General features: G+C 65.8%; 20 protein-coding genes. 11 read left to right on the forward strand and 9 right to left on the reverse strand.

Features of this window, described 5'->3' with window-relative positions; all coding sequences use genetic code 11:
• Positions 1 to 7: 7 nt before the first annotated feature.
• Entirely contained in the window at positions 8 to 772 is a 765-nt protein-coding gene (locus AKJ09_RS49250) for a class I SAM-dependent methyltransferase (protein ID WP_146654805.1), read from the reverse strand.
• A 262-nt stretch (positions 773 to 1,034) separates the two neighbouring features.
• Positions 1,035 to 2,087 carry an agmatinase family protein gene (locus tag AKJ09_RS49255; protein ID WP_146654806.1) on the reverse strand — a complete coding sequence of 351 codons (1,053 nt, stop codon included), beginning with the start codon at positions 2,085 to 2,087 and terminating at the stop codon, positions 1,035 to 1,037.
• A gap of 80 nt (positions 2,088 to 2,167) precedes the next feature.
• Between AKJ09_RS49255 and AKJ09_RS49260 the strand changes: the two genes are divergently transcribed.
• From AKJ09_RS49260 to AKJ09_RS49295, 8 genes are all read left to right on the forward strand, one after another.
• Positions 2,168 to 3,328, forward strand: a complete 1,161-nt coding sequence (locus AKJ09_RS49260; RefSeq protein ID WP_146654807.1) for an SGNH/GDSL hydrolase family protein — start codon at positions 2,168 to 2,170, stop codon at positions 3,326 to 3,328.
• Complete coding sequence (locus AKJ09_RS49265; RefSeq protein WP_146654808.1) at positions 3,322 to 4,869, forward strand: putative glycoside hydrolase; 1,548 nt, start codon at positions 3,322 to 3,324, stop codon at positions 4,867 to 4,869. Before AKJ09_RS49260 ends, AKJ09_RS49265 begins: the two co-directional genes overlap by 7 nt.
• Positions 4,866 to 5,285: an HIT family protein gene (locus AKJ09_RS49270; protein ID WP_240488893.1), complete on the forward strand. Its 420-nt coding sequence runs from the start codon at positions 4,866 to 4,868 to the stop codon at positions 5,283 to 5,285. Before AKJ09_RS49265 ends, AKJ09_RS49270 begins: the two co-directional genes overlap by 4 nt.
• 244 nt (positions 5,286 to 5,529) lie before the next feature.
• A complete protein-coding gene (locus AKJ09_RS49275; protein ID WP_146654810.1) occupies positions 5,530 to 7,143 on the forward strand; it encodes a hypothetical protein in 1,614 nt (537 codons plus the stop codon).
• A gap of 78 nt (positions 7,144 to 7,221) precedes the next feature.
• Positions 7,222 to 8,466, forward strand: a complete 1,245-nt coding sequence (locus AKJ09_RS49280) for an MFS transporter (protein WP_146654811.1) — start codon at positions 7,222 to 7,224, stop codon at positions 8,464 to 8,466.
• 6 nt (positions 8,467 to 8,472) lie between these two features.
• The gene (locus AKJ09_RS49285; RefSeq protein WP_146654812.1) at positions 8,473 to 9,852 is read left to right on the forward strand and encodes a hypothetical protein; all 1,380 of its coding nucleotides are present in this window, start codon (positions 8,473 to 8,475) and stop codon (positions 9,850 to 9,852) included.
• Positions 9,849 to 11,030, forward strand: coding sequence for a serine hydrolase domain-containing protein (locus tag AKJ09_RS49290; RefSeq protein WP_146654813.1), 1,182 nt, complete (start codon positions 9,849 to 9,851; stop codon positions 11,028 to 11,030). The genes AKJ09_RS49285 and AKJ09_RS49290 overlap by 4 nt, the downstream gene beginning before the upstream one ends.
• Before the next feature lie 70 nt (positions 11,031 to 11,100).
• Positions 11,101 to 11,523 carry a hypothetical protein gene (locus tag AKJ09_RS49295; RefSeq protein WP_146654814.1) on the forward strand — a complete coding sequence of 141 codons (423 nt, stop codon included), beginning with the start codon at positions 11,101 to 11,103 and terminating at the stop codon, positions 11,521 to 11,523.
• A gap of 66 nt (positions 11,524 to 11,589) precedes the next feature.
• On the opposite strand, the gene fghA is transcribed toward AKJ09_RS49295, so the two are convergent.
• From fghA to AKJ09_RS49310, 3 genes are read right to left on the reverse strand one after another with little or no spacing between them, the layout of a single operon-like run.
• Positions 11,590 to 12,420, reverse strand: a complete 831-nt coding sequence (gene fghA, locus AKJ09_RS49300) for an S-formylglutathione hydrolase (RefSeq protein ID WP_146654815.1) — start codon at positions 12,418 to 12,420, stop codon at positions 11,590 to 11,592.
• A 41-nt stretch (positions 12,421 to 12,461) separates the two neighbouring features.
• Positions 12,462 to 13,571 carry an S-(hydroxymethyl)glutathione dehydrogenase/class III alcohol dehydrogenase gene (locus tag AKJ09_RS49305; RefSeq protein WP_146654816.1) on the reverse strand — a complete coding sequence of 370 codons (1,110 nt, stop codon included), beginning with the start codon at positions 13,569 to 13,571 and terminating at the stop codon, positions 12,462 to 12,464.
• Positions 13,572 to 13,628: 57 nt separating this feature from the next.
• The gene (locus tag AKJ09_RS49310; protein ID WP_146654817.1) at positions 13,629 to 13,901 is read right to left on the reverse strand and encodes a metal/formaldehyde-sensitive transcriptional repressor; all 273 of its coding nucleotides are present in this window, start codon (positions 13,899 to 13,901) and stop codon (positions 13,629 to 13,631) included.
• Between the two features lie 205 nt (positions 13,902 to 14,106).
• Here AKJ09_RS49310 and AKJ09_RS49315 point away from each other — a divergent pair, with 205 nt between their 5' ends.
• Both AKJ09_RS49315 and AKJ09_RS49320 read left to right on the forward strand, forming a co-directional pair.
• Complete coding sequence (locus AKJ09_RS49315; protein ID WP_146654818.1) at positions 14,107 to 14,958, forward strand: serine/threonine-protein kinase; 852 nt, start codon at positions 14,107 to 14,109, stop codon at positions 14,956 to 14,958.
• Positions 14,958 to 16,550 carry a hypothetical protein gene (locus AKJ09_RS49320; RefSeq protein ID WP_146654819.1) on the forward strand — a complete coding sequence of 531 codons (1,593 nt, stop codon included), beginning with the start codon at positions 14,958 to 14,960 and terminating at the stop codon, positions 16,548 to 16,550. Before AKJ09_RS49315 ends, AKJ09_RS49320 begins: the two co-directional genes overlap by 1 nt.
• A 6-nt stretch (positions 16,551 to 16,556) precedes the next feature.
• Here AKJ09_RS49320 and AKJ09_RS49325 read toward each other — a convergent pair whose 3' ends face one another.
• Positions 16,557 to 17,285: a glutathione S-transferase N-terminal domain-containing protein gene (locus tag AKJ09_RS49325; RefSeq protein ID WP_169928603.1), complete on the reverse strand. Its 729-nt coding sequence runs from the start codon at positions 17,283 to 17,285 to the stop codon at positions 16,557 to 16,559.
• A gap of 23 nt (positions 17,286 to 17,308) precedes the next feature.
• Between AKJ09_RS49325 and AKJ09_RS53920 the strand changes: the two genes are divergently transcribed.
• Complete coding sequence (locus AKJ09_RS53920; RefSeq protein WP_169928604.1) at positions 17,309 to 17,857, forward strand: hypothetical protein; 549 nt, start codon at positions 17,309 to 17,311, stop codon at positions 17,855 to 17,857.
• Between the two features lie 15 nt (positions 17,858 to 17,872).
• Here the strand turns inward: AKJ09_RS53920 and AKJ09_RS49335 are convergent, their stop codons facing one another.
• The 3 genes from AKJ09_RS49335 to AKJ09_RS49345 all read right to left on the reverse strand — a co-directional run bounded on the left by AKJ09_RS49335 (position 17,873) and on the right by AKJ09_RS49345 (position 21,543).
• Entirely contained in the window at positions 17,873 to 19,099 is a 1,227-nt protein-coding gene (locus tag AKJ09_RS49335; protein ID WP_146654822.1) for an ammonium transporter, read from the reverse strand.
• A gap of 114 nt (positions 19,100 to 19,213) precedes the next feature.
• The gene (locus tag AKJ09_RS49340; RefSeq protein WP_146654823.1) at positions 19,214 to 19,891 is read right to left on the reverse strand and encodes a winged helix-turn-helix domain-containing protein; all 678 of its coding nucleotides are present in this window, start codon (positions 19,889 to 19,891) and stop codon (positions 19,214 to 19,216) included.
• 203 nt (positions 19,892 to 20,094) lie between these two features.
• Complete coding sequence (locus AKJ09_RS49345) at positions 20,095 to 21,543, reverse strand: FAD-dependent oxidoreductase (protein WP_146654824.1); 1,449 nt, start codon at positions 21,541 to 21,543, stop codon at positions 20,095 to 20,097.
• Positions 21,544 to 21,571 lie beyond the last annotated feature (28 nt).

Here is a 21,571-nt window from a genome sequence, read left to right on the forward strand (position 1 = left end):
GAGTGAATCAGACGAAGCGCAGGTGCGCGACGGACGGGCCAGCGTTTCCTTTGAACAGACGCGAAACCGCGTTGAGCCCAGAGAGCTCGTGGGCAAGGCGAGGAGCGTATTCGCCCGACGACACGAAGCGCATCCGCGGGAATCGTGCCCAGCCGCCGCATCCGTCGCCCACTTCGAGAGAAACATTCGCGCGCAGCGAAGAAGGTCGAATCGGCGCCTTGGCGTCGTAGTCCATCACGAGCTCGGTGCCTGCGGGCAGCCACTCGGCAGCGCGTAGGAAGAACGCATCGCGATCTGCGACGTGCGCACGAAGGAGTGCCCCCTGGGCGATGAGGATCGTGGGCACGTCTTCGGCGCCGCGCAACCGGCGCATCCATCCTGTGCATCCCACGGAGCAGCACGTGGCGATGATGTGACGCTCGGAGGGGTCGAAGAGGCTCGACTTGAACTCGGCGAAGCCCGGCGGCTCGAGCTCGATCCAACGAAGCACGCCGTTATCCATGCGCGAGAAGCGTGTGCAGAGTCCGGGATTCAACGCCACCGCTAGGCCTTGCGGGTGACGCTCGAAGAACTGCCGGACGATGCCGTCCACCACCATGGTGCGCATCATCGACGCGCGGAGGCGTCGGTCGTCGAAACGACCGGCATCCAGCTCGAGCTTCGTCAGGACATTCTCGGCAGCCGGATCGGAGAACCCGAGATCCGGAAAACGGCGGCGAGCCTCGGCGCGACCAACCAGCGACAGGACATCCTCTTCGTGCACATGAACCATCTCGGCCTCATGAATTTGAAAACGACTTTCAATTTCATTTACAAGCCAGGAAGCGCTGCAGGTCAAGCGAAATGGCCCGCCCACCCCGGAAAGGCGCGCAACGCCAGGGCTCACGGGAATCGACCGACATTGAGGTCTACTGCGACGCCATGCGCCTCAGAATCGACCGACATTGAGGTCTACTGCGGCAGCTGGACCTTAAACGACGAGCGCCGTCCCCGCATGCGGTGGGAACGGCGCTTCGAGTCGACCGACAGTGAGGTCAGGGCTGCAGCTGGGCCTTGCCTTGGCTCGCGAGGGTGAAACCGATGAGCTTGTAGAGCATGCGGGCGCCGACGTTGCCGTCCCACTCGTCGTTCGCGTCGGAGGGGTTGGGGGCGACCTCGTTCAGGTCGAAGCCGACGATGCGGCGGCCCGAGCGAGCGAGCTCGCGCAGGACCGTGACGACCTCTTGTGTGTCGAGGCCGCCTGGAACCGGCGTGCCGGTGTGCGGGCAGAACCGCGGGTCGAGTCCGTCGATGTCGAACGATACCCAGACGTCGTTGGGGAGCGCAGCGACGATGTCTTTCGCGATCGTCGAGAACGGCACGCCATCCTGTTTGCGCATCGTGATCTCGCGGTCCGAGAACATACGGAAGCGATCACGCTGCGAGCGGCCGTATTCGATTTCTTCTTCGCACACGTCTCGGATGCCGACCTGCACGAGCTTCTCGACCTGCGGGATGTGCTCGAGCACGTTGAACATGATCGAGGCATGCGAATGCTCGAAGCCCTCGTACGCGCGTCGCGTATCCGAGTGGGCATCGAAATGGAGGATGCCGAACTTGGGCGTCTTGGCGGCCTGAGCGCGGAGCGCGCCGAAGGGGACCGAGTGGTCGCCCCCGACGAGGCCGACGATCTTGTTCGCGTCGAGGAGGCGGGTGGTCTCCTTTTCGACCCAACGGTTGACGACGGCCGAGAGGTCGTTGACGCGCGCGAGAGCCTGCGCGAGCGCCGGATCGTCGCCGATATCCCCGCCCGCTTCGATGATTTTCTGGGCGAGCGCCTTGGCCTGCCCGTTCGCAGAGATGATCTCTTCCGCTTCGGGCAACATGTAGATGCCGGGCTCGTAGGGCTTGTCGACATCGAGGTCGTAAAGATCCACCTGCGCGCTCGCCTCGAGAATCGCCCGAGGCCCGTCCGCCGCGCCGCCACCATACGAGGTCGTGGCCTCCCAGGGGACCGGCAGGAGAACGAGGGCGGCCTCCGACTCCTCGAACGGGAGCCCGAATACGCCTGAGCCCGGCCGTGCCGGGGCGTTGGGATCGAACGACATGCCACCGCGTCTAGCACGGGGAACGGATAAGCGATGACGCTGATTTCACAACGGACCCGAGACCCCGCTACGATCCGACTGTGGCATCGTTCACGCGCCTGCGACGCACGACATCGCTGCTCGCCATCCTGCCTGGGTTCGCCTTTCTCGCGTGCGCTTGCACCGGACAGGAGAACCGCGTCGCCCCAACGCCCGCTGCCGCGGTCACTGCGAGCGCTGCCAACTCGAGCACGCCGAGTGCCTCGCCGGCCCCTCCGCCCGTCGGGGGCGCGCCCGGCGTGCGCTTCGTCGGCCGCGTCGACAACAGCGATCCAAAAGCCGTCCGTTTCGCCTGGCCGGGCACCGCAATCATCGCTCGCGTGAAGGGCCCCGCGCTCAGCGCGCGCATCCGCGACGACGGCAACAACTTCTTCCAGGTCCTCGTCGACGGCGAGCCGAAGTCCATCTTCAAGACCGAGAAGGGCAAAGAGAGCTACTCCGTCGTCGAGGGACTGACCGACGACATCCACGAGATCGCCCTCTACAAACGAACCGAAGCCAAGGTCGGCGAGGCCACGTTCCTCGGGTTCGACGGCGACGCCAAGCTCATGCCTCCGCCCGCGCCCGCCGATCGGCGGATCGAGTTCGTGGGTGACTCGATCACCACGGGTTACGGCAACGAAGGCCCCGGCGCAGTCTGCACGTTCAATCCCGCCCAGGAGAACGAGTACCTCAGCTACAGCGCGCTCACGGCGCGGGCCCTCAAGGCCGATCATGTCACGGTCGCCTGGTCCGGCAAGACCATCAAGGAGATGACCGAGTACTGGGAGCGCACCCTGCCTGCGCGGACCGACAGCCGCTGGAACCACAAGTCGTGGGTTCCGCAGGTCGTCGTGCTCAATGTCGGCACGAACAACTTCGCGACGCACGATCCGGGCGAAGAGCGCTTCGTGCGCGTCTACTCGCAGCTCTTCGCGCGTGTTCGGTCCGAATATCCCGAGGCGTTCGTCGTTTGTGCGCTCGGACCGATGCTCACCGATCGCTATCCTCAGGGGCGCAACAACCGCACGCTCGCCAAGCGCTACATGGCAGCCGCGATGGCCAAGCTCAAGGCCAACGGTCAGAGCAATTTCGAATACCTCGAATTTCCCGAACAGAACCATGCCGACGGCCTAGGCTGCGGCTTTCATCCTGGCCTCAAGACTCACAAGCTCATGGCCGAACGCCTGACTACGTTCGTGCACGAGCGACTCGGATGGTGATGCGAAGCTTCCTCGCGCTCTCGGTTTCCTTTCTCGCACTGTCCTCGTTGTCGTGCGCATCGCATCCGACCCCGCCGGCGGCGGCCAAGGATGCGACGACCGATCTGGCCGGTGATGCGACCGCACCGACCTCCTCGGCCGCAAGCGCCGGGTCGTCAACGGCGACGACTGCTGCCGCTACGAAGGAGTCGTCGCCCAAGAACGACCTCGTCACTTGGCTCCAAGCGAACGTGCCCAAGGGAGGAAGCGTGGTCGAGGACGGGAGCGGCGTGCACGTGATGCATGTCGTCACCGCGACCGATACACACGCCACGCTGGCGTCGGCCTACATCGAGCTCGCCGATATCTATGCAGTGAAGGACTTCGAGAAGGCCCTCCAGAAGAAGCTGCCGAACCTGACGCCCGGCGCGAAGATCGAAATCCCGAACATCGTCGCCAAGGCGCCCAAGGATCCGAAAGACGATCGGCTCGGCTGGCCGGAAGACAAGGCGCTCCGCGTTCTGTTCATCACGGGTGGCTACGCGGCCATCAAGTGGACCGAGACGCTCGACAAGATGGTTCCGCGTGGTCTCAACGCGGTCATCCTCGACGCCAAGGACTACATGGGGCCGGTCAACTACCCCACGAAGGCGAAGATCGCGCTCGAGACCGGCGCCGCCGCCAAGGCTCCCATCCCCAACCTCGCGCGTGCCATTCGCTTCGCGCACGATCGAGGCATTCGCGTCATCCTCCGCATTCCGTGCTTCCACGATCCGGTCGCGGACAAGAAGCTCAAGGACTCGCGCCTCTCGATCCGTCACTCCTCGGGAACCGTTCCTCTCCACATGGACTGGATCGACCCCACGAACGTCGAGGCGCAGGACTACGCCATCGAGCTCGCGACGGAAGGCGTCGAGGCGGGCGCCGACGAGATCAACCTCGACTACGTGCGCTTTCCCGTCCACGTCGGTCAGAAGATCGCGAAGCTCCCCGACCCCAAGGATCGCTCGCGCATCATTCGCGACTTCGTGAAGCGCGTGCATGCCGTCACGAAACCGAACGGCGTCATGCTCTCGCTCGATCTCTTCGGCGTCACCGCCACCGGCGATCGCGGCGACATCGAGAAGCTCGGTCAGGACATCGCGACCGTCGGTCCCGAGGCTGAGGCGATCATGCCCATGGTGTACCCCTCGCATTACGACAAGGGCTACAACGGTTGGGACAAGCCGGGCGATCACCCCGAGATCGTCGGCATCGGCACGAAGGGCGCTGTCAAGCAACTGGCGGCCGCCAAGTCGACGACCATCGTGCGCTCGTGGCTGCAAGCCTTCCCCTGGCGCGTCACCTCGTATGGCCCGAAGTACGTCGTCGACCAGGCGAAGAGTGCCGAGGCAAACGGCGGCGTCGGCTGGGCGATGTGGAGCCCTGGCTGCGAGTACAGCGCTGTGTGGAACGGCTTTCCTCCCAAGCAGAACATCGAAGCGAAGGAGCAGACGGCGCCGCCCGCGAAGGACGACAAGCCGAAGACTGGCGCGAAGAAGACAGGCGTGGCGACCAAGTGAGCGCCTGCATCTTCTGCTCGATCGTCTCCGGCGGAACGAAGGCTCACGTGGTCTTCGAAGACGACCTCGTCATGGCGTTCCTCGATGTGAGGCCGCTCTTCCATGGCCATGTACTCGTCGTGCCGCGCGCGCACGTGGTGACCTTGGCCGACCTGCCTGACGCGGTCGTAGGCCCGTTCTTCACGCGTGTGAAGGACCTCTCGCGCGCGGTCACCGAAGCGTGCGAGGCCGAAGGCAGCTTCGTGGCGATGAACAACGTGGTGAGCCAGAGCGTGGCTCACCTCCACGTGCACGTGGTGCCCCGCAAGAAGAAGGACGGTCTCAAGGGCTTCTTCTGGCCGCGCACGAAATACGAGAGCGACGACCAGATGGCCGAGACGGCGGCGAAGATCCGCAAGGCGATGGGCCAGGCGTGAGCCATCCAGACCTGACGGCCAGGTGGATCGCCGATCATCCATTCAGAGCTCAATGTCGGTCGGGTCTGGATCGCCGATCATCCATTCAGAGCTCAATGTCGGTCGGGTCTGGATGGATCGCTGATCATCCATTGAGAGCTCAATGTCGGTCGGGTGAGGGGCGCGTGGCGGGAAGTTCGCCAATGATTGCGCAAGCGGCCACACTGTAGGCATTGGGCACACATCGTGCGCAGGAAGGGGGGCCATGATCTCTACCCGCTCGCTTCGCGTTCGTCGGTGTGCCTCCGTCCTCGGGCTCGGACTCGTCCTCGTGGGCGGTCTCTGCGGCACCACGGCGTGTAGCGACGACGCCTCGCTCGAAGCGACCAGCGACGAGGACCTGACGAGCATTACCGCTCGGTCGAGGACGCTCGAGTTCATGGGTGCGGTCTACGTCGACGCGTCGTCGAGTGACGACGCGATCCGCTCCGCCGTCCGCTCGCAGGCGCAGTCCGCATTCGGACCACTTCGCACGACCAACATTGCCGTCAACACGCGCGAGCTGAACCAGGTCGACACGAGCACCTTCGTGAAGCGCACCGTCAAGGTGATCGACACGTCCGTCGCGGGCGACGCCGGCAAGGACATGATCGAGGTCCGCTACAAGTACAAGGACAACGCCGTCGTCGACGCGAAGTACGCCAAACGCACGGCCGTTCCCCTCGCCCTCCTCAATCCGAACTACCGCTCGCAGAACGACCGCGTCCTTCGCGAGTGCACGCGCAACGACTCGGAGGCGCGCGATTTCGCGAGCTCCATCTGGTACGTGTTCGAGCCCACCGTCGCGAGCTGCCAACAGGTGATGAGGCAGGAGCAGCAGACGATCGACGCCGACCGCGTGAAGCTCACCGACGCGACCAAGCAGGTCACGAAGAGCGAAGTCGACCGCCTCTACCTGCCCATTCAGGTCAAGCTCGGTGCCGACAAGACCAACAAGGGCACCTCCTACCCCGATTACCAGCGCCTTTATCGCGGCGGCGTCGACCCGAACAAGCTCGTCATCAGCCTCGTCTACGGCCTCATCGACCACGATCACTCGGCGGGCGTTGCACGGGACTTCAACTTCGGCGAGCTCATGACGAACCTCGACGAAGTCATCTCCGCGCAGGACGGCTTCGAGATCGTCCCCGGCCCCAACGACGCCAACCTCGCGCACTTTACGCTCGCCAGCGGCAAGAGCCTCGACAACCCGTCGATCAAGGACCTCGTCGGCCTGCACCGCCGCACCGATTCACTCAATCTCTCCGAGCCCGACACCGCCGATCTCGAGAAGCAGTTCGCCGAGCGCATCTACGGCAAGTGGTTCTCCATCGAGCGCAACGTGAAGGTCGCCGTCGGAAGCGAGACGCCGCGCGACTTCGCCGTGAAGCTCATCGTGTTCTTCGGCGCCGACCAGGACTCGACCCCGCACAAGTACGCGACGAAGAACAGCGACGTCTTCCTCTACAACGGCCACTCGTACATCGGCTTCGGCCCGCTCGACCCGCGCAACTTCCGCAGCACGGACTTCACGAAGGGCTACCAGCTCTTCTGGATCGACGGCTGCGTCTCCTACAACTACTACGAGAAGGATTACATCCCGCTCAAGGAAGGCGGGACGAAGAACCTCGACCTCGTCACGAACGGCATCGAAGCGCCGTCTTGGCAGAGCGGTCACGCGATGGGGCAGTTCCTCGTCACGCTCCTGAACGGCGCGAATGCGAGCTATCGCGACCTCCTCGAAGCCGCCGAGGCGACCGATCCGCTCCGTGTCGTCGACGGCGAGCTCGACAACGAATTCACGCCGCAGCGTTTCCCGATCACCATTATCGGGCGCTGAATTCCTCCCCATTCCTGTCCAGAATAGGGACTGCCGACGAGCCGCGACGGCCGGCCTGATTCGGAGTAGAAGGGCGCCGTGCTGCGCCGTATTCCGGATCGGAACATCTGGACCGTCTATTCCGCGATTCTCCTCCTCGGAATCGCGTACGGGACGTCCCTCGCCGTCCTCTCGATTCACCTCGACGCGCTCGGCATCGCGAAGGTCGCCATGGGGTGGCTCGCCTTCGCGTTCGGTCTCGGCATCGTCAGCTTCTCGGTACCCGCGGGGATCCTCAGCAAGAAGCTCGGGCCGAAGCCGATCCTCGTCGCCGCGCTCCTCGGCTACACGCTGTGCGTAGCGACGTTCCCGTTCCTCGGAACCCTGGCCACGCTCGCCATCGCACGCTTCTTCGACGGTGTGTTCTCCGTGAACGTGTGGGTCAGCGCCGAGACGGCTCTGCTCTCGCGTTCGCAGAAAGACCAGAAGGGGTTCGTCATGAGCCTCTACGCGATCTCGATCGCGCTCGGTTACGTCGTCGGGCCAATCCTCTCGCGAATTCTCGTACCGCTCGGAACGACCTCTGCCTTTCTCGCCGCCGGTGCACTCGCCACCGTCGCTGCGCTCGTCGTGCTCTTCAAGCTCGACGGCTCGAGCAAGGCGGATGGCGAATCCGCGCACGCTCTCACGAGCGAGTCGGCCGAGAAGCGAGCGGCCAATTCCGCCGCGACCATCTTCTGGAAGGTCAAAACGGCGTGCGCCGCGACCTTCTCCTACGGCTATTTCCAGGCCTCGGTGGTGCTCTTTCTCCCGCTCTATCTGATCGAGGCGAAGGGCATCGCGAAAAATCAGACAATCCTCATCCCCGCCTTCTTCGCCGGCGGCATGCTGCTCACCTCGACGGTGGCCGGGCTCATCGGCGACCGCTTCGGACACCTCTTCGTGATGCGCATCCTCGGCATCATCGGAGGCACGATGGTGGCGAGCTTCGTTCTCCTCTCGGCATTTCCCGCGATGTGCGTCGCCGTCTTCGTGGCCGGCGCCACGCTCGCCTCGATTTCACCGTTGAGCCTGGCCCTCCAAGGCGTGGTCACGCCCGAAGCCGACCTCGGCCTTGCGAACTCGTTTTACAACGCGTTCTACGCCACGGGCATGCTGCTCGGTCCGCCGATTTCTGGATTCCTCTTCATGCGGTGGGGCGGCGGAACGATGCTCTTGCACCTCGCGGGAATGTGGGCGCTCTTCGTCGTGTTGACCGTAATTTTCGCTAGCGACGACCCGCGTTATGCGGCTCGCCGTGCGCGCCCGTCGGAAGACCGGGACGCCGAGCCGATGCTACGGTGAGCTGTCATGCGCTTTCCTACGCGCCGCTTCTTCTTGTGTGCACTTCTTGCGGTTCCGATCTCCACGTCTTGCAGTGACGACCCGACGATCGATCGCCCCCGCGAGCTTCCCGACGGAAGCATCGCCGAGATACCGATCGACATCGACGGCGCCGCCCCCGACGCTTGCACGGCAGTCGAGTCCGACGATGCCACGGGCGTCTACGTCTCGAGCGTCGGGTCCACGACGGCCAAGTGCGGCGTGCGCGCCGAGCCGTGCAAGACGATTGCTCTCGGCATCGCGCGCGCCGCGACCGCATCGAAGGCCACGGTCTACGTCGCGACGGGAACGTACGTCGAGCGCGTGATCCTGACGAAGGGAGTCACGATCTCGGGCGGGTGGACGCTCTCGGTCGAACCTTGGACGCGCGGATGCGACGTCACGCCCGACGCCACCATCGTCCGTGCTCCTTCGACGGAGAACATCACGTTCGAAGCGAAAAACCTCGGCGGCCAGGCCGGTCTCGAGTGGCTACGAATCGAGAGCAAGAGCCCCTCCGACATGGGCGAGTCGCTCTACGGCCTCTTTGCCTCCGGCAGCTCGACAACGCTTCGACTCGACCACGTGCGTATCGAAGTAGCGCACGCCGGCGCAGGGATGAGCGGCGGCACTGGCACCACGGGAAGCGACGGAGCCACCAGCTGCACGGCGAGCACCGGTGACGTCGGCGGAGCCGGAACGCCGGGAACGGGCGCGGCTGCAGGGACCTTCACCAACGACGGTTACGCCGTCACCACCGGCGCGAGCGGCGGCCCCGGCACGTTCGGCCAAAATGGCAGGCCGGGCATCAACGGTGAATGCGTGTCGTGCGGAACGTGCGACCCCGTTCTTTGTATAATCAACGCAACTGGTCCGGCGTGCGGCGGCGACGGTACGCCGGGCTGCGCCGGAGGCCCCGGTAGCGGTGGCACCGCGGGCACGGGCGGCGGAAGCAGCTTCGCGGTCTACGCGTGGGACGCGAACGTGCAAATCTCCGATTCCAGTCTGCGCGCCGGCAACGGCGGCAACGGCGGCAACGGCGGCTCGGGAGGCCCGGGAGGCAAAGGCAGCGAAGGGGCTGCGGGAGCGAACACGGCGCCGTGCACCACGTTCTGCAGCGGAGCCGGCGTGTGCACGGAGACGATGGACTTCGGCCGCGGCGGCGGAGCCGGCACCAAGGGAGGCAACGGCGGCAGCGGCGGCGCTGGCGGCGGCGGCGCCGGCGGTTCGTCGATTGCCATCTACCAAGACGGCACCGGCTTCGTCACCACCACGTCGACGACGCTCGCCCACGGCACCGCAGGCAAGGGCGGCGGACCGGCCACCGGCGCCGGAGCGAACGGGACAGCAGCCGACCGTATTCCGTGAATCGCCTCTGGCTCGTCGCCTTCGCCGCGCTCGCCCCGCTGGTCCTCGGGGCGTGCCGCGCAAAGAGCGACTCGTCAGCTCGCCACGACGCCGCGACCATCCCGTCAGCGACGAGCCGCGCGAACACGAACGCCAGGCTCGCTGCCATGCGTTCGAGCGCGCGCGTTCCCGGCGCGGCGTATGCGCTCGTTTGCCATGACGGCGTTCTCGAGGCGGGCGGTGACGGCGTTCGGGACACTTCCGTCGACGCAGCTTCGAATACCGTGACCGCAGACACGCTCTTCGAGGTGGCCTCGATTGCGAAGCCAATCGTCGCCACGTGCGTGATGCAGCTCGCCGAAGCCAAGAGGCTCGACCTCGATGCGGACGCGAGCATCTACCTCCCCTTTCGCCTACGAAGCCCGCACGCACCGAACGTGGTCATCACGCTTCGAATGCTCCTCGCGCACGTGGCGAGCATCGTCGATCCCGAAGGGCCGCTCGCGCACGAACCTCGCACGACGCCCCTCGCCCGCCACCTCGAAGAGGTGTTCCTCGGCGGCAAGCACCACCCGCGTACCGAAGCCTTCAGCGCCGCCGCTCCCGGCACGGCCATGCGCTATTCGAACGTCGGCGTGTCACTCGCGGCCCTTGCCGTCGAGCGTGCGAGCGGGGAGCCTTTTTCCCACTATGCCGAAGCGCACGTGTTCGTTCCTCTGCGAATGAAGCACGCAACCTACGAGGCGCCACCGAGCGATGCCGCCGTCCCGCATCGAGGAACGACGCCGCTACCGCGTCCCTCGCACGCGCTCTATCCCATCGTCGATTTGCACGCCTCGGCGGACGATCTCGGGCGCTTCGCACAAGCCATCCTTCGCGGCGGCGAGCTCGATGGCGCGCGCATCCTCTCGGCAACGAGCGTCGAAGAAATGCTTCGCCCACCCTTCCCTGCCGTCGCTCCGGATCAGGCCCTCGGCTGGCAACTGCGAACGTTCGGCGAGCGCGCGACCGCAGGTCACGAAGGCGAGGATCAAGGCGCGAGCACCGCGATGTTCCTCGATCGCACCGCGGGCGCAGCCGCCATCGTCCTCACCAACGGCGACGCCTTCACCAGCGGCGAAGCCTCACGCTCCACCGCGCTCGGCTCATTCCTCACGAACCTCCTCCGTACTCCGGCGTGCCCGGCCGCAACGCGATGAACATCCTCCCGACGAGAGGGCGAGATATCCTTCCCAGGGAGGATGGCGGGATCGGAACGATTCTGTTCGAATGGCGTTCGCGATGGGAAAGTGGATGAGCGCGTTTGGACCGGATGACAAACTTACGAAGGATGAAGTCTGGCCGAGCCCGCTCCTCTCCGCCTTTCACGCGCTTCCCCTTTCGAGACAGCACGAGTTTCCCTTTCTCGCGCGGCTCCGGTTTGGCTCGCCAGATTACGTCAACGAAGCGCTCGTGCTCGAAGGCCCCGCGGTAGCATGCACCCTCACGGAGCTTCGGCGGCTGCGCCGGATTTGCAGGGGTGAAGACGTCGTTGCCGGCATCGATGGCAGGGTTGTGTTCGATTCGTGGAGGGTCAGAGACGCATTCGGCGAGCAGTACGATCCGATCGAGATGGACGAGTCCCTCGACGACATCGAGGGCGTGCTTTCACGTGCCGTGGAGTACGGGTGGTCCATCAAAATCGACCTGTAGCGAAAGCTCACTTCAGGCTCGCGAATCTGGCTGGCGCATATACGTCTCCCTGTCATGGGATGACGTTCAGCGAAGCAGTGCGCGCGCGTGATGAGCGAGGTGGTCGCCGACGAAGCTGGCGATGAAGTAGTAGCTGTGGTCGTAGCCCGGCTGCATGCGCAGCGTGAGCGGGTGGCCGGCTTTTTCGGCGGCGGCTTGCAAGAGCTCCGGCTTCAGCTCGCGTCCGAGGAATTCGTCGGCGTCGCCCTGATCGACGAGCAGCGGCAGCTTTTCTTTGGCCGTGCCGAGGAGTTCGACGGTGTCCCACGCTTTCCACGCCTCGCGATCGTCGCCGAGATAGGCGCCGAAAGCCTTTTGCCCCCACGGCACGTGCGAGGGAGCCACGATCGGCGAGAACGCCGAGACGCTTCGGTAACGCCCCGGATTGCGCAGTGCGATCACGAGCGCTCCGTGGCCGCCCATCGAATGGCCGAAAATGGAACGACGATCGCTGGCGGGCAACTCGCTCTCCACGAGCGCAGGCAACTCGTCGACGACGTAATCGAACATTCGATAATTGCGAGACCAGGGAGCTTGCGTCGCATTGACGTAGAAGCCTGCGCCTTTGCCGATGTCGTAGCCCTCGGCGTCGGCCACGTCGTCGCCGCGCGGGCTCGTGTCCGGCGCGACGACGATGATGCCGTGTTCGGCCGCGTAGCGCTGGGCGCCGGCCTTGGTGATGAAGTTCTGCTCGGTGCAGGTGAGCCCCGACAGCCAATAGACGACGGGGAGTTTGCCGTCCTTCGCCTGCGGCGGCAGGTAGGCGGCGAAGTTCATGGTGCAGCCCAGCACCTTCGATTCGTGCCGGTAGACGTCCTGCCAGCCACCGGAACTGGCGCGATGTTCGATACGTTCCATCGGGATTTCTCTCTTGGATGCCGGGCTCACCACGAGCTCTGTCAGTACTGGATGACGGTGCGGATCGACTTACCCTCGTGCATCAGGTCGAAGGCTTCGTTGATCTTGTCGAGCGGCAGCGCGTGCGTGACGAACGGCGCGAGCTCGATTTCGCCCTTCATCGAGGCCTCGACCATGGCGGGGAGCTCGGTCCGCCCCTTGACGCCTCCGAAGGCGGAGCCGCGCCACACGCGTCCCGTGACGAGCTGGAACGGACGCGTGCGGATCTCCTGACCTGCACCCGCCACGCCAATGATGATGCTCTCGCCCCAGCCCTTGTGACAGCACTCGAGCGCGGCGCGCATGACGTCGACGTTGCCGATGCATTCGAAGCTGAAGTCGACACCGCCGTCGGTCAGCTCGACGATGACTTCCTGGATCGGCTTGGCGTGGTCCTTGGGGTTCACCGTGTCGGTGGCGCCCATCGAACGCGCGAGGTCGAACTTCGTCGGATTCGTATCGACACCGATGATGCGCCCGGCCTTGGCTTGGCGCGCGCCCTGAATCACCGCGAGACCGATGCCGCCGAGGCCGAACACCGCGACGGTATCGCCAGCCTTCACCTTGGCCGTCTTGTGGACTGCGCCGATGCCCGTGGTCACGCCGCAGCCGAGCAAGCAGACCTGCTGCGGATTGGCCTCGGGGTTGATCTTCGCGACCGAGACCTCGGCGACCACGGTGTACTCGCTGAAGGTCGAGCAGCCCATGTAGTGGTGAATGGGCTTGCCCTGATACGAGAAGCGCGTGGTGCCGTCGGGCATCAAGCCCTTGCCCTGCGTGGCGCGCACGGAGCTGCACAGGTTCGTCTTGCCGGAGAGGCAGAATTTGCACTTGCGGCATTCCGCCGTGTAGAGCGGGATGACGTGGTCGCCCGGAGCGACACTCGTCACGCCCTCGCCGACCTCGACCACGACGCCGGCGCCTTCGTGGCCGAGTACTGCCGGGAAGATTCCCTCCGGATCATCGCCCGAAAGAGTGAACGCGTCGGTGTGGCAAACACCCGTGTGGGTGATGCGGACGAGAACTTCACCGGCCTTCGGCGGCGCGACGTCGAGCTCGACGATCTCGAGGGGCTTGCCGGGACCAAACGCAACTGCTGCACGTGATTTCATGGGGTGTACTTCCTGAAGGTCGGTGTCGATGAGCCGGCCCCCCCCGAAACGAGACGGTCACTTGAGGTACGAACGGACGAGCGAGACCATCTCGGCGACGCTCGCAGCGCGCTTGGCCCCGCTCATGGGGCCCCCGAACTGCTCGCGGATGTGAGTTTCCATCACGTCGGACATGAGTCCGTTGATGGCACCACGAATGGCCGCGATCTGTTGCATGACCGGTCCGCAGTCGGCCCCGTCTTCGAGCGCGCGCTCGAGTGCCTCGCATTGACCTCGGATGCGGCGCACGCGCCCCAGAACTCGCTTCTTTTCTTCCGGCGAATGAGGCATGGCGGACGCCAGGAACAATACTCCCCTACAGTATCCTGTCCACCCCGAACGACGACGCCACGCGAGCGCCACGGTCACGACTTCGTCGGCAAGTCGACCACTGCGCACGAGCTTGTTCCTCAGCGCAAAGTGCACGTCTCCTCGGTCGAACCCGCGCCACCCGACGCGAGAGGACCTCTCTCGAGCGATCTGATAGGCTCTGCTCATGGGCCATCCGCCCGATGAGGCTTCGAAGATCGCGCCCGAGGGCAGGGACACGGAGTTCGCTCCGGTCGACAGCGTGCGACAGGTCCGCACCACCGGGACGGAGGACGGGCCCGCGCTCGTCGCCAACCGCTACGAGCTGCTCGGCATGCTCGGTGGCGGCGCGATGGGAACGGTCTACCGCGCTCGGGACCGCGAGCTCGACGAGATCGTCGCGCTCAAGGTGCTCCGCCGCGAGCTCGCCGCCACCGAAGGCATGCTGGAGCGTTTTCGTCGTGAGGTGAAGCTCGCGCGACGCGTGACGCATCGCAACGTCGCCCGAACGTTCGACATCGGCGAGCACGGCGGGGACCGCTTCCTCACCATGGAGCTCGTTCGAGGCGAAGGACTGGCGTCGCTTCTGACGCGCCGGGGTCGCTTGCCTCTCGCCGAGGTCGTCTCCATCAGCCGCGACGTGTGCGCGGGGCTCTCGGCGGCGCATGCAGCGGGCGTTCTCCATCGCGATCTAAAGCCCGACAACGTCGTGCTCGCCGAAGACGGACGCGCCGTGATCACCGACTTCGGCATCGCGCGCGCCGCGTCCGAAGGCGAGCTCGGTCGTACCGTTGGCGGAATCGTCGGAACGCCGGCGTACATGGCGCCCGAACAAGTCGAAGGCGCGCCCAACCTCGATGCGCGCGCCGATCTCTATGCGCTCGGGGCCATGATCTTCGAGCTCCTCACCGGCAGCCTGCCCTGGACGGGTGAGACCGTCATTGCCGTCGCCGCGGCGAGGCTCCTGCAGCCACCGCCGGATCCTCGCACGCACGTGGCGGACCTCCCGCGCGCGCGGCCGAACTCGTTCTCAACCTGATGGCCCGGCGTCGCGAAGACCGCTTCGCCAGCGCCGATGAGGCTGGGCAGGCGCTCGGCAATCTCGTCACCAGCGATACGTTGCCTCCGGTGTCGATCACGCCGGTCTCCGCGTCGCGCGTGCAGGAGGCAGCGCCTGCCCTCGCCGCTCCTGGAAAGGTCCCGACGTCGGCCAAAACCGTCGCGGTCCTGCCGCTCGTCAATCTCGGCCCCGCCGACGACGAATACCTCGCGCAGACGCTCACCGAAGATCTGGTCGACCTCCTCAGCGTGGTGCCCGAGCTGCGCGTGCGCCCGCGCGGCCAAACGGCAAAGATGGACGACGCTGCCCGCGACGTACGCGAGCTCGGCCGTACGCTGAACGTCGACGTCGTCGTCGACGGCTCGATTCGGCGCATCGGTGACGCCGTTCGCATCGCCGTCCGCCTCGTCACGGTCGAAGACGGCTTCCAACTCTGGGCCCGGCGCTTCGAGCGCTCCCCCGCCAAGGTGCTCACCGTGGCCGACGAAGCCGCAGGCGCCATCGCGCGCGCGCTCGCCACCGAGCACGCCGCACAGCCGCGTCAGGGCACCACCGATTCGGTCGCGCAAGAGCTCTATCTGCGCGGCCGCTTCCTCATGCACCGCGGTTGGTTCGAGAGCACGCGTCACGCCGTGGGCATGCTCCGCGAAGCCTGGCAGCGAGCGCCGTCTGACCCGCGCATCGGCGGCACGTATGCACTTTCGCTTGCGCGCATCATGCCCGCCGAAGACAACGGCGGCGAGACCACCCGTGAGGCCCGCGCCGTGGCCGACAAGGTGCTCGCCATGTCGCCGACGCAAGCCGAAGCGCGCGTCGCTCTCGGCCTCATTCACCTCGGGGCCTCCGAGAGCGCCGCGGCCGCCACCGAGTTCGGTCGCGCCCTCGCCGTCTCTCCGAACGCCGTCGAGGCGCTCGACGCCGTGGGCCGCTTGCTCGCAGAGGCAGGTCGTCCCGAGGTGGGCATCGAGACGCTTCGGCGTGCGCTCGCGATCGATCCCGAGCTCTCGCAGGCTCGTCACACGATCGGCCGCATCTATGGCCTCTTCGCGGATATCGAATCGTTCGAAGAGGCGATGGGCCCCTTCCCCGAGCATCCCGGCGACCTCGTGCCCTATCTCATGACGCGCGCACGCGTGCTGCTCTGGAGCCGCGACCCGGAGAGGGCCAAGGCACTTCTTCCCCGTTTGAGCGACCTCGCGCTATCTCCGTATGCGCGTGCGAGCATCGACGGCCTCTTCGAGGTCGCCAGCACGCTGACGCTCTCGCCGGCGCTCCGGCCGAAGATCGACGCGATGCTCTCGCTCGACGCCCCCTTCGCGCCGCGCCGCCTTTGCTTCCACGCCCAGCTACGCGTCGAGATCAAGCTCGCCACGGGCGACGTGGAGGGCGCGATGAAGGATCTCCACGGCGCCGACGCGCACGGACTCGTCGACCTCGTGTGGCTCGATCGCTGCCCGCTGTTCGACGGCCTCCGCGACCGCGCGGAGTTCGTCGCCGTGCGCGCCAAGACGGCCGCCCGCGCTCAGCGCGTGCTCCAAGCTATCGACGACGCGCACGTGCGCTTCTCGTGAAGCGTCTCAGCGGTGCTTCGCGTAGAGCGCGTCGCGCCACATGAGGAGATCTTCGAAGGCGTTCGCTACGGGCTCGTTGGTCCACATGGCGCGCGTCGCCGGCCCGATCGGAGCTCGCTCTTCGGGGCGTAGCGCACGCAGCGAAGAGGCGATCGCAACGTCGGCGAACGAAAAGCTCCCGAGCAGGTAGGACTTACCGGCAAGCGAACGCCGAACCTCTTCGAGCGCCGGCCTCAGTGTCTTCTCGATCTCCTGCTCGACGTCGCGCGGAACCGCATACTTCGACGAGAGGAACCACGCGGCCGTGGCAGCCACCGGCGAGAGCATCCGCTTCGCCGGACCGGGCAGGAACGACGGCAGCGACTCGCGCTGCGCGGCCCGGTCACGCATCAGGCGCGGGAGGATGTACGCCCGGCCGACGCCCGAGATTCGATCCGAAAGCTCCACGTAGTGCATGAGGTCGCGCTCGGAGCTGCGCGGGAAAAGCGGCGCACCTCGACCGATGCGGTCGGCGTGACGCGCAATCTCGGCACCGGTCTTGAGCACGTCGCGACCGTCGACGAGGAGCGGAACCGACGCTCGGTTCTCGCGCAAAGACCCGGCCTTCTTGCGAAGGAGCACTTCCCCGAGCCCCGGAACGTGCTCGTGGTAGCGGTACGAAACGGCATGATGGTCGAGCGCCCACCGTGCGCGTTCGGTCCAAGGAGATTGCCGCAAGCCATAGAGCGTTCGCATGTCGTGAGCAGTATACTCGGCTCGTGACCGAGCTCGCTCTCGACGCATCACGGAGTCGTGTCCGAATCCAAACCTTCGCCGAAGGCCTGTTCGCGCGCCTTGCCCACGATCTCGAGCTCGTCTGCGGCGAGTTGTCCGGAAGTGCGACGCGCACGGCCTCGGGAACAGGCTCAGCCGTCGTGTCCGCCCCGCTTCGCGGCATCGAGGTCGGCGGCGTGGTCGAGCACGGTCGCGTAGACGCCTCGCGCCTCTCGAGCTCGGACCGACGAGACATCGTCGACAAGATGCAGCGCGAGGTTTTCCACGCGGCAGCATCGTCGAGCTTGACGATCGAAGCCACCCTCCAGGGCTCCTCCGCCCGCCTCCGGATCACCTTGCCGAACGGGCGCCGGACCGACGCCTCGGCAACGGCGCTCCTCCGCGAAGAGGACGGAAGCGTCGCCACGTCCGGAGGCTTCTCGCTCTCGCTCTCCGATATCGGGTCGGACGTCATCAAAGGCCCGATGGGGGCCTTCCGCGTGAAGGACCGCGTCGAAGTCGTCTTCGATCTGGTCTTCACGCCGAAGGGCTAAGGGTTAGAGCCTCGCTCAGCCCGCGTAGCCATCTTCACCGTGTTGGGTGGTGTCGAGGCCTTCGCGCTCGTCGGCGACGGTCACACGGATCCCCACGAGCTTGTCGATCACCTTGAGCAGCAGCCAGGTGACCGCCGCCGCGTAGAGCGCCGACACCACGCACGCGAGAATCTGGATCGCGAGCTGCTTCGGATTGCCCGCCAAGAGCCCCGCCTCACCCACGGCGTCCTTCACGCCGGGGAACTCGCGCTTCTGCGAGAACACCCCCGTGAGAATGGCGCCCGTCAGACCACCAACGCCGTGAACGCCGAATGCGTCGAGCGAGTCGTCGTAACCGTATTTGTATTTCGCAAGAACCGCGATGTAGCAGACGACCGAAGCGATGATGCCGATGACGATCGCCGCGAGCGGCGACACGAACCCCGCGCCCGGCGTGATGGCGACGAGTCCGGCGACGAGCCCCGAAGCGATTCCGAGCGCGGTCGGCTTGCCGCGGTGCTTCCATTCCACGATGACCCATCCGAGCGCTCCACCGGCAGCGCCGAGGTGGGTCGTCATGAAGGCCAGCGCCGCGAGGTACCCGCTCGTGAGCGCGCTTCCCGCATTGAAGCCGAACCACCCGAACCAGAGGAAGCCCGCGCCCGTCAGCGTCATCGTGAGGTTGTGCGGGAGGGGCCGCTCCTGCGGGTACTTGAGGCGCTTGCCCACCATGATGGCGGACACGAGCGCGGACGCTCCTGCCGTGAGGTGGACGACCGTGCCTCCCGCGAAGTCGAGGGCGCCGAGCTTGAAGAGCCAGCCCTCGTCCGACCACACCCAATGCGCCACGGGCACGTAGACGAGCGTGGACCAGCACACGATGAAGAGCGCATACGCGGAGAACTTCATGCGCTCCGCGAACGCGCCGGAGATGAGCGCCGGCGTGATGATGGCGAACATCATCTGGAAGCCGACGAAGGCGAGTGACGGTACGGTTCCGTGAATCTCGTTGACGAGGCCCGAGAGCCCCAGCATCGAGAAGCCACCGATCAGACCGCCGTGCGACGGACCGAACGCGAGTGAGTATCCGAAGAGCACCCAGACAAGCGTCACGATCGGAATCGCACTCAGCGAATACATGATCGTGGAGAGGACGTTCTTCTTCCGCACCATCCCGCCGTAGAACAGCGCGAGGGCCGGCGTCATCATCAGCACGAGAGCGGAGCTGGCGAGCAGCCACGCCGTATCACCTGCATTCACCATCGAACATCAATCCAACGGCCGTGCATGTTTCGGCCATGTTTCGCGATCGTTGCGGGTCACGCAAGACGCGACGGATTCGTTCGATACCGGAAGCGCGCCGAGTGGCGCTCGCGGTCACCCTTCCGAAGTGAGCTGGTAACCGATGCCGCGCAGCGTGCGAATCCAAGCCCCAGACGGGCCCATCTTCCGGCGCAAGCGCTTCACCGTCGTATCGACCACGCGAAGCGAGGGAGCTTCGTCGGGCCACAGTTCGGCGACCAACGACTCGCGCGTCTGCACGCGACCTCGACCATCGGCGAGACGAAGCAGCAGATCGAACTCTCGGCGCGTCAGCTCGATACGCTCCTCGGAGACCGTCACACGGCGAGCCGCACGCTCGATGCGAAGCGGGCCGAGCGAGAGCGTGTCTTCGGGAAGGCGTCGACCGCGTCGTCGAAGAATCGCACGCACCCGCAAGAGAAGCTCGCGGGTGCTGAACGGCTTGCGAATCCAATCGTCCGCGCCTGCTTCGAAGGCCGCGACGCGATCGTCTTCGTCGGCGTTCGTCGAGGCGACGACGAGGAACGAGCGACGCGTCGAAGGGTCCTTGCGGAGGACGGTGCAGACCTCGATGCCCGAGGCGTCGGGCAACGCGGCGTCGAGCACGATGGCATCGGGCTGCGAAGCCCTCGCCACTGGAACACCGGACGCGGCTGACGCTGCGAGTTCGACCTCGTGTCCTGCCGCTGCCAACGCGCCGCCCAAGGACGAACGCAAAATCCCGTCGCCGTCGATTACCAACACTCGTGCCACGCCACCAAAAAAGCCTCATCGGCATCACGTGGCCGGGGTGGGAGAGAAACTTTTAGGTTACAGACGACGGGCAAGGAACTCAGCCAAGTCGCGTTCTGGCATCTTTTCGGGCTCAAAACGTTCGCCACAGCGTCACATACGCGACACATGTGGCACGTATCGTCGTCTCGCGAGCACTTCTTGGGTGCGCTCGTGGATGCGCGCTAGGCGTGTGGTGCGTCTCGGTTACGAGATTCCGCACGGGACTCGGCGCCATGCTCGCGCGCGAGCTGAGATGGAACGCCAAGCGCGCCCGAATCGGTCGGTTCCGCAGGGGCAGGAAACGTCGAACTCGTACGGGTTTCGCGCTCCGATGGCTCGCGCGGCAGGCGCAGCGCGAGCGTTCGACCGCCGAAACCATCGACGACGCCGAGCATGCTGAGTGTCATCAGACGGCGCATCAGCGGGACCTTCGCCATGAGAGGCATGGCGAGATCGCGCAACTCCCCAAGCGCAGCCTCGTCGCCCTGGAAGAACGGCGTCAGCCAGCGCGTGGCGAACTGGTAGAAGCCGAGATGAGGCTCACGCGCACGGGAGTAGCAGCCGAGCGCGCGTGACAGGTCGTGCGTCTCATCGGACAGACAATCGGCGAGGACCATCGCATCCCAGAGCGCCAGATTGGCCCCCTGCCCCAATTGCGGACTCGTCGCGTGGGCCGCGTCGCCGAGGTACACGACGTTGCGCGTGGACCAGCGGTGCATGACCACGTCGTGGTACTCGGCGAAGAGCAATCGATCGACGTCGTCGATCGTCTCGACGATCGGCGCGGCTTCCGGTGCGAGCGCGCGAACCTCGTCTTTCCATCGCCCAAGGCCCCCTCGTCGCAGGGCCTCGACCTCATCGCCTCGCACGCTCCAGAAGAGGCTCACGAGACGCCCCGCCGGCGCGGGCTCCGACTGTCCTGCTATGTTGCGAACTTTCGGCCCGATCCCCGTCGGCAGCATGCCGAGGAGGCGCCGATTGCCGGAGACGATCTGGTGCAAGATGCGCGCATGTCGCGGCTCGTCGCCCCGAGCATCGCGGCCGACGAACCAGAGAGCGCCCCAGGGATACTTGGCGATGCGCTTGCTCGTGTTCGTGTCGTCGCGAAGCTGAGAGCGCGCGCCGTCGGCGACCACGACGAGCTCGTGGGGACCGTGTCGCTCGCCGAGCTTGTCGACGAGATAGGTCGAGCGTCGCCGCTCCATCGAACGTTCCGCGCGTGCGAGATCGACGATCTCCACACCACATCGGATCGTCACCGGTTCGCGCCGAAGTGCGCCGAAGAGCGACTGAAAAAGCACGCCGCGATGCAGGCCTAATCCGAAGAGGCCCTCACCCGCCGACTCGTACGAGAGCTCGAAGAGCGTCTTGCGCGCGCCCGGAGAGCGCACGTTCGCGCGTTCGACGAAGAGTCGATCGATCTTCGATCCTCGCGCCACCACGTCGGAGTAGAGGCGCAACCGGCAAAGGACGTGCAGCCCGGTCGGTTGCACGGCGATCCCGGCGCCGACCGGTTTGGGATCGGGAACCCGTTCGTAGACCGTCACCCGATGCCCGGCTCGGGCGAGAAAGAGCGCCGCTGCGCTTCCTGCCGTTCCCGAGCCGATGATTCCAACGTCGAGGGGCCGCATGGCCCCCCGATGGTACACGCGCCTCGCC

It is taken from the genome of Labilithrix luteola (assembly GCF_001263205.1).
In the GTDB taxonomy this organism is placed as follows: Bacteria; Myxococcota_A; Polyangia; order Polyangiales; family Polyangiaceae; genus Labilithrix; species Labilithrix luteola.

Excerpts from the sequence above, each read along its gene's own strand:
- fghA (WP_146654815.1), bottom strand. The coding sequence starts at position 12,420 with ATGGAACGTATCGAACATCGCGCCAGTTCCGGTGGCTGGCAGGACGTC.
- AKJ09_RS49325 (WP_169928603.1), bottom strand. The coding sequence starts at position 17,285 with ATGCGAACGCTCTATGGCTTGCGGCAATCTCCTTGGACCGAACGCGCA.
- AKJ09_RS49335 (WP_146654822.1), bottom strand. The coding sequence starts at position 19,099 with ATGGTGAATGCAGGTGATACGGCGTGGCTGCTCGCCAGCTCCGCTCTC.
- AKJ09_RS49305 (WP_146654816.1), bottom strand. The coding sequence starts at position 13,571 with ATGAAATCACGTGCAGCAGTTGCGTTTGGTCCCGGCAAGCCCCTCGAG.
- AKJ09_RS49345 (WP_146654824.1), bottom strand. The coding sequence starts at position 21,543 with ATGCGGCCCCTCGACGTTGGAATCATCGGCTCGGGAACGGCAGGAAGC.
- AKJ09_RS49315 (WP_146654818.1), top strand. The coding sequence starts at position 14,107 with ATGGGCCATCCGCCCGATGAGGCTTCGAAGATCGCGCCCGAGGGCAGG.
- AKJ09_RS49255 (WP_146654806.1), bottom strand. The coding sequence starts at position 2,087 with ATGTCGTTCGATCCCAACGCCCCGGCACGGCCGGGCTCAGGCGTATTC.
- AKJ09_RS49285 (WP_146654812.1), top strand. The coding sequence starts at position 8,473 with ATGCGCTTTCCTACGCGCCGCTTCTTCTTGTGTGCACTTCTTGCGGTT.
- AKJ09_RS49310 (WP_146654817.1), bottom strand. The coding sequence starts at position 13,901 with ATGCCTCATTCGCCGGAAGAAAAGAAGCGAGTTCTGGGGCGCGTGCGC.
- AKJ09_RS49295 (WP_146654814.1), top strand. The coding sequence starts at position 11,101 with ATGGCGTTCGCGATGGGAAAGTGGATGAGCGCGTTTGGACCGGATGAC.
- AKJ09_RS49275 (WP_146654810.1), top strand. The coding sequence starts at position 5,530 with ATGATCTCTACCCGCTCGCTTCGCGTTCGTCGGTGTGCCTCCGTCCTC.
- AKJ09_RS49320 (WP_146654819.1), top strand. The coding sequence starts at position 14,958 with ATGGCCCGGCGTCGCGAAGACCGCTTCGCCAGCGCCGATGAGGCTGGG.
- AKJ09_RS49250 (WP_146654805.1), bottom strand. The coding sequence starts at position 772 with ATGGTTCATGTGCACGAAGAGGATGTCCTGTCGCTGGTTGGTCGCGCC.
- AKJ09_RS49265 (WP_146654808.1), top strand. The coding sequence starts at position 3,322 with ATGGTGATGCGAAGCTTCCTCGCGCTCTCGGTTTCCTTTCTCGCACTG.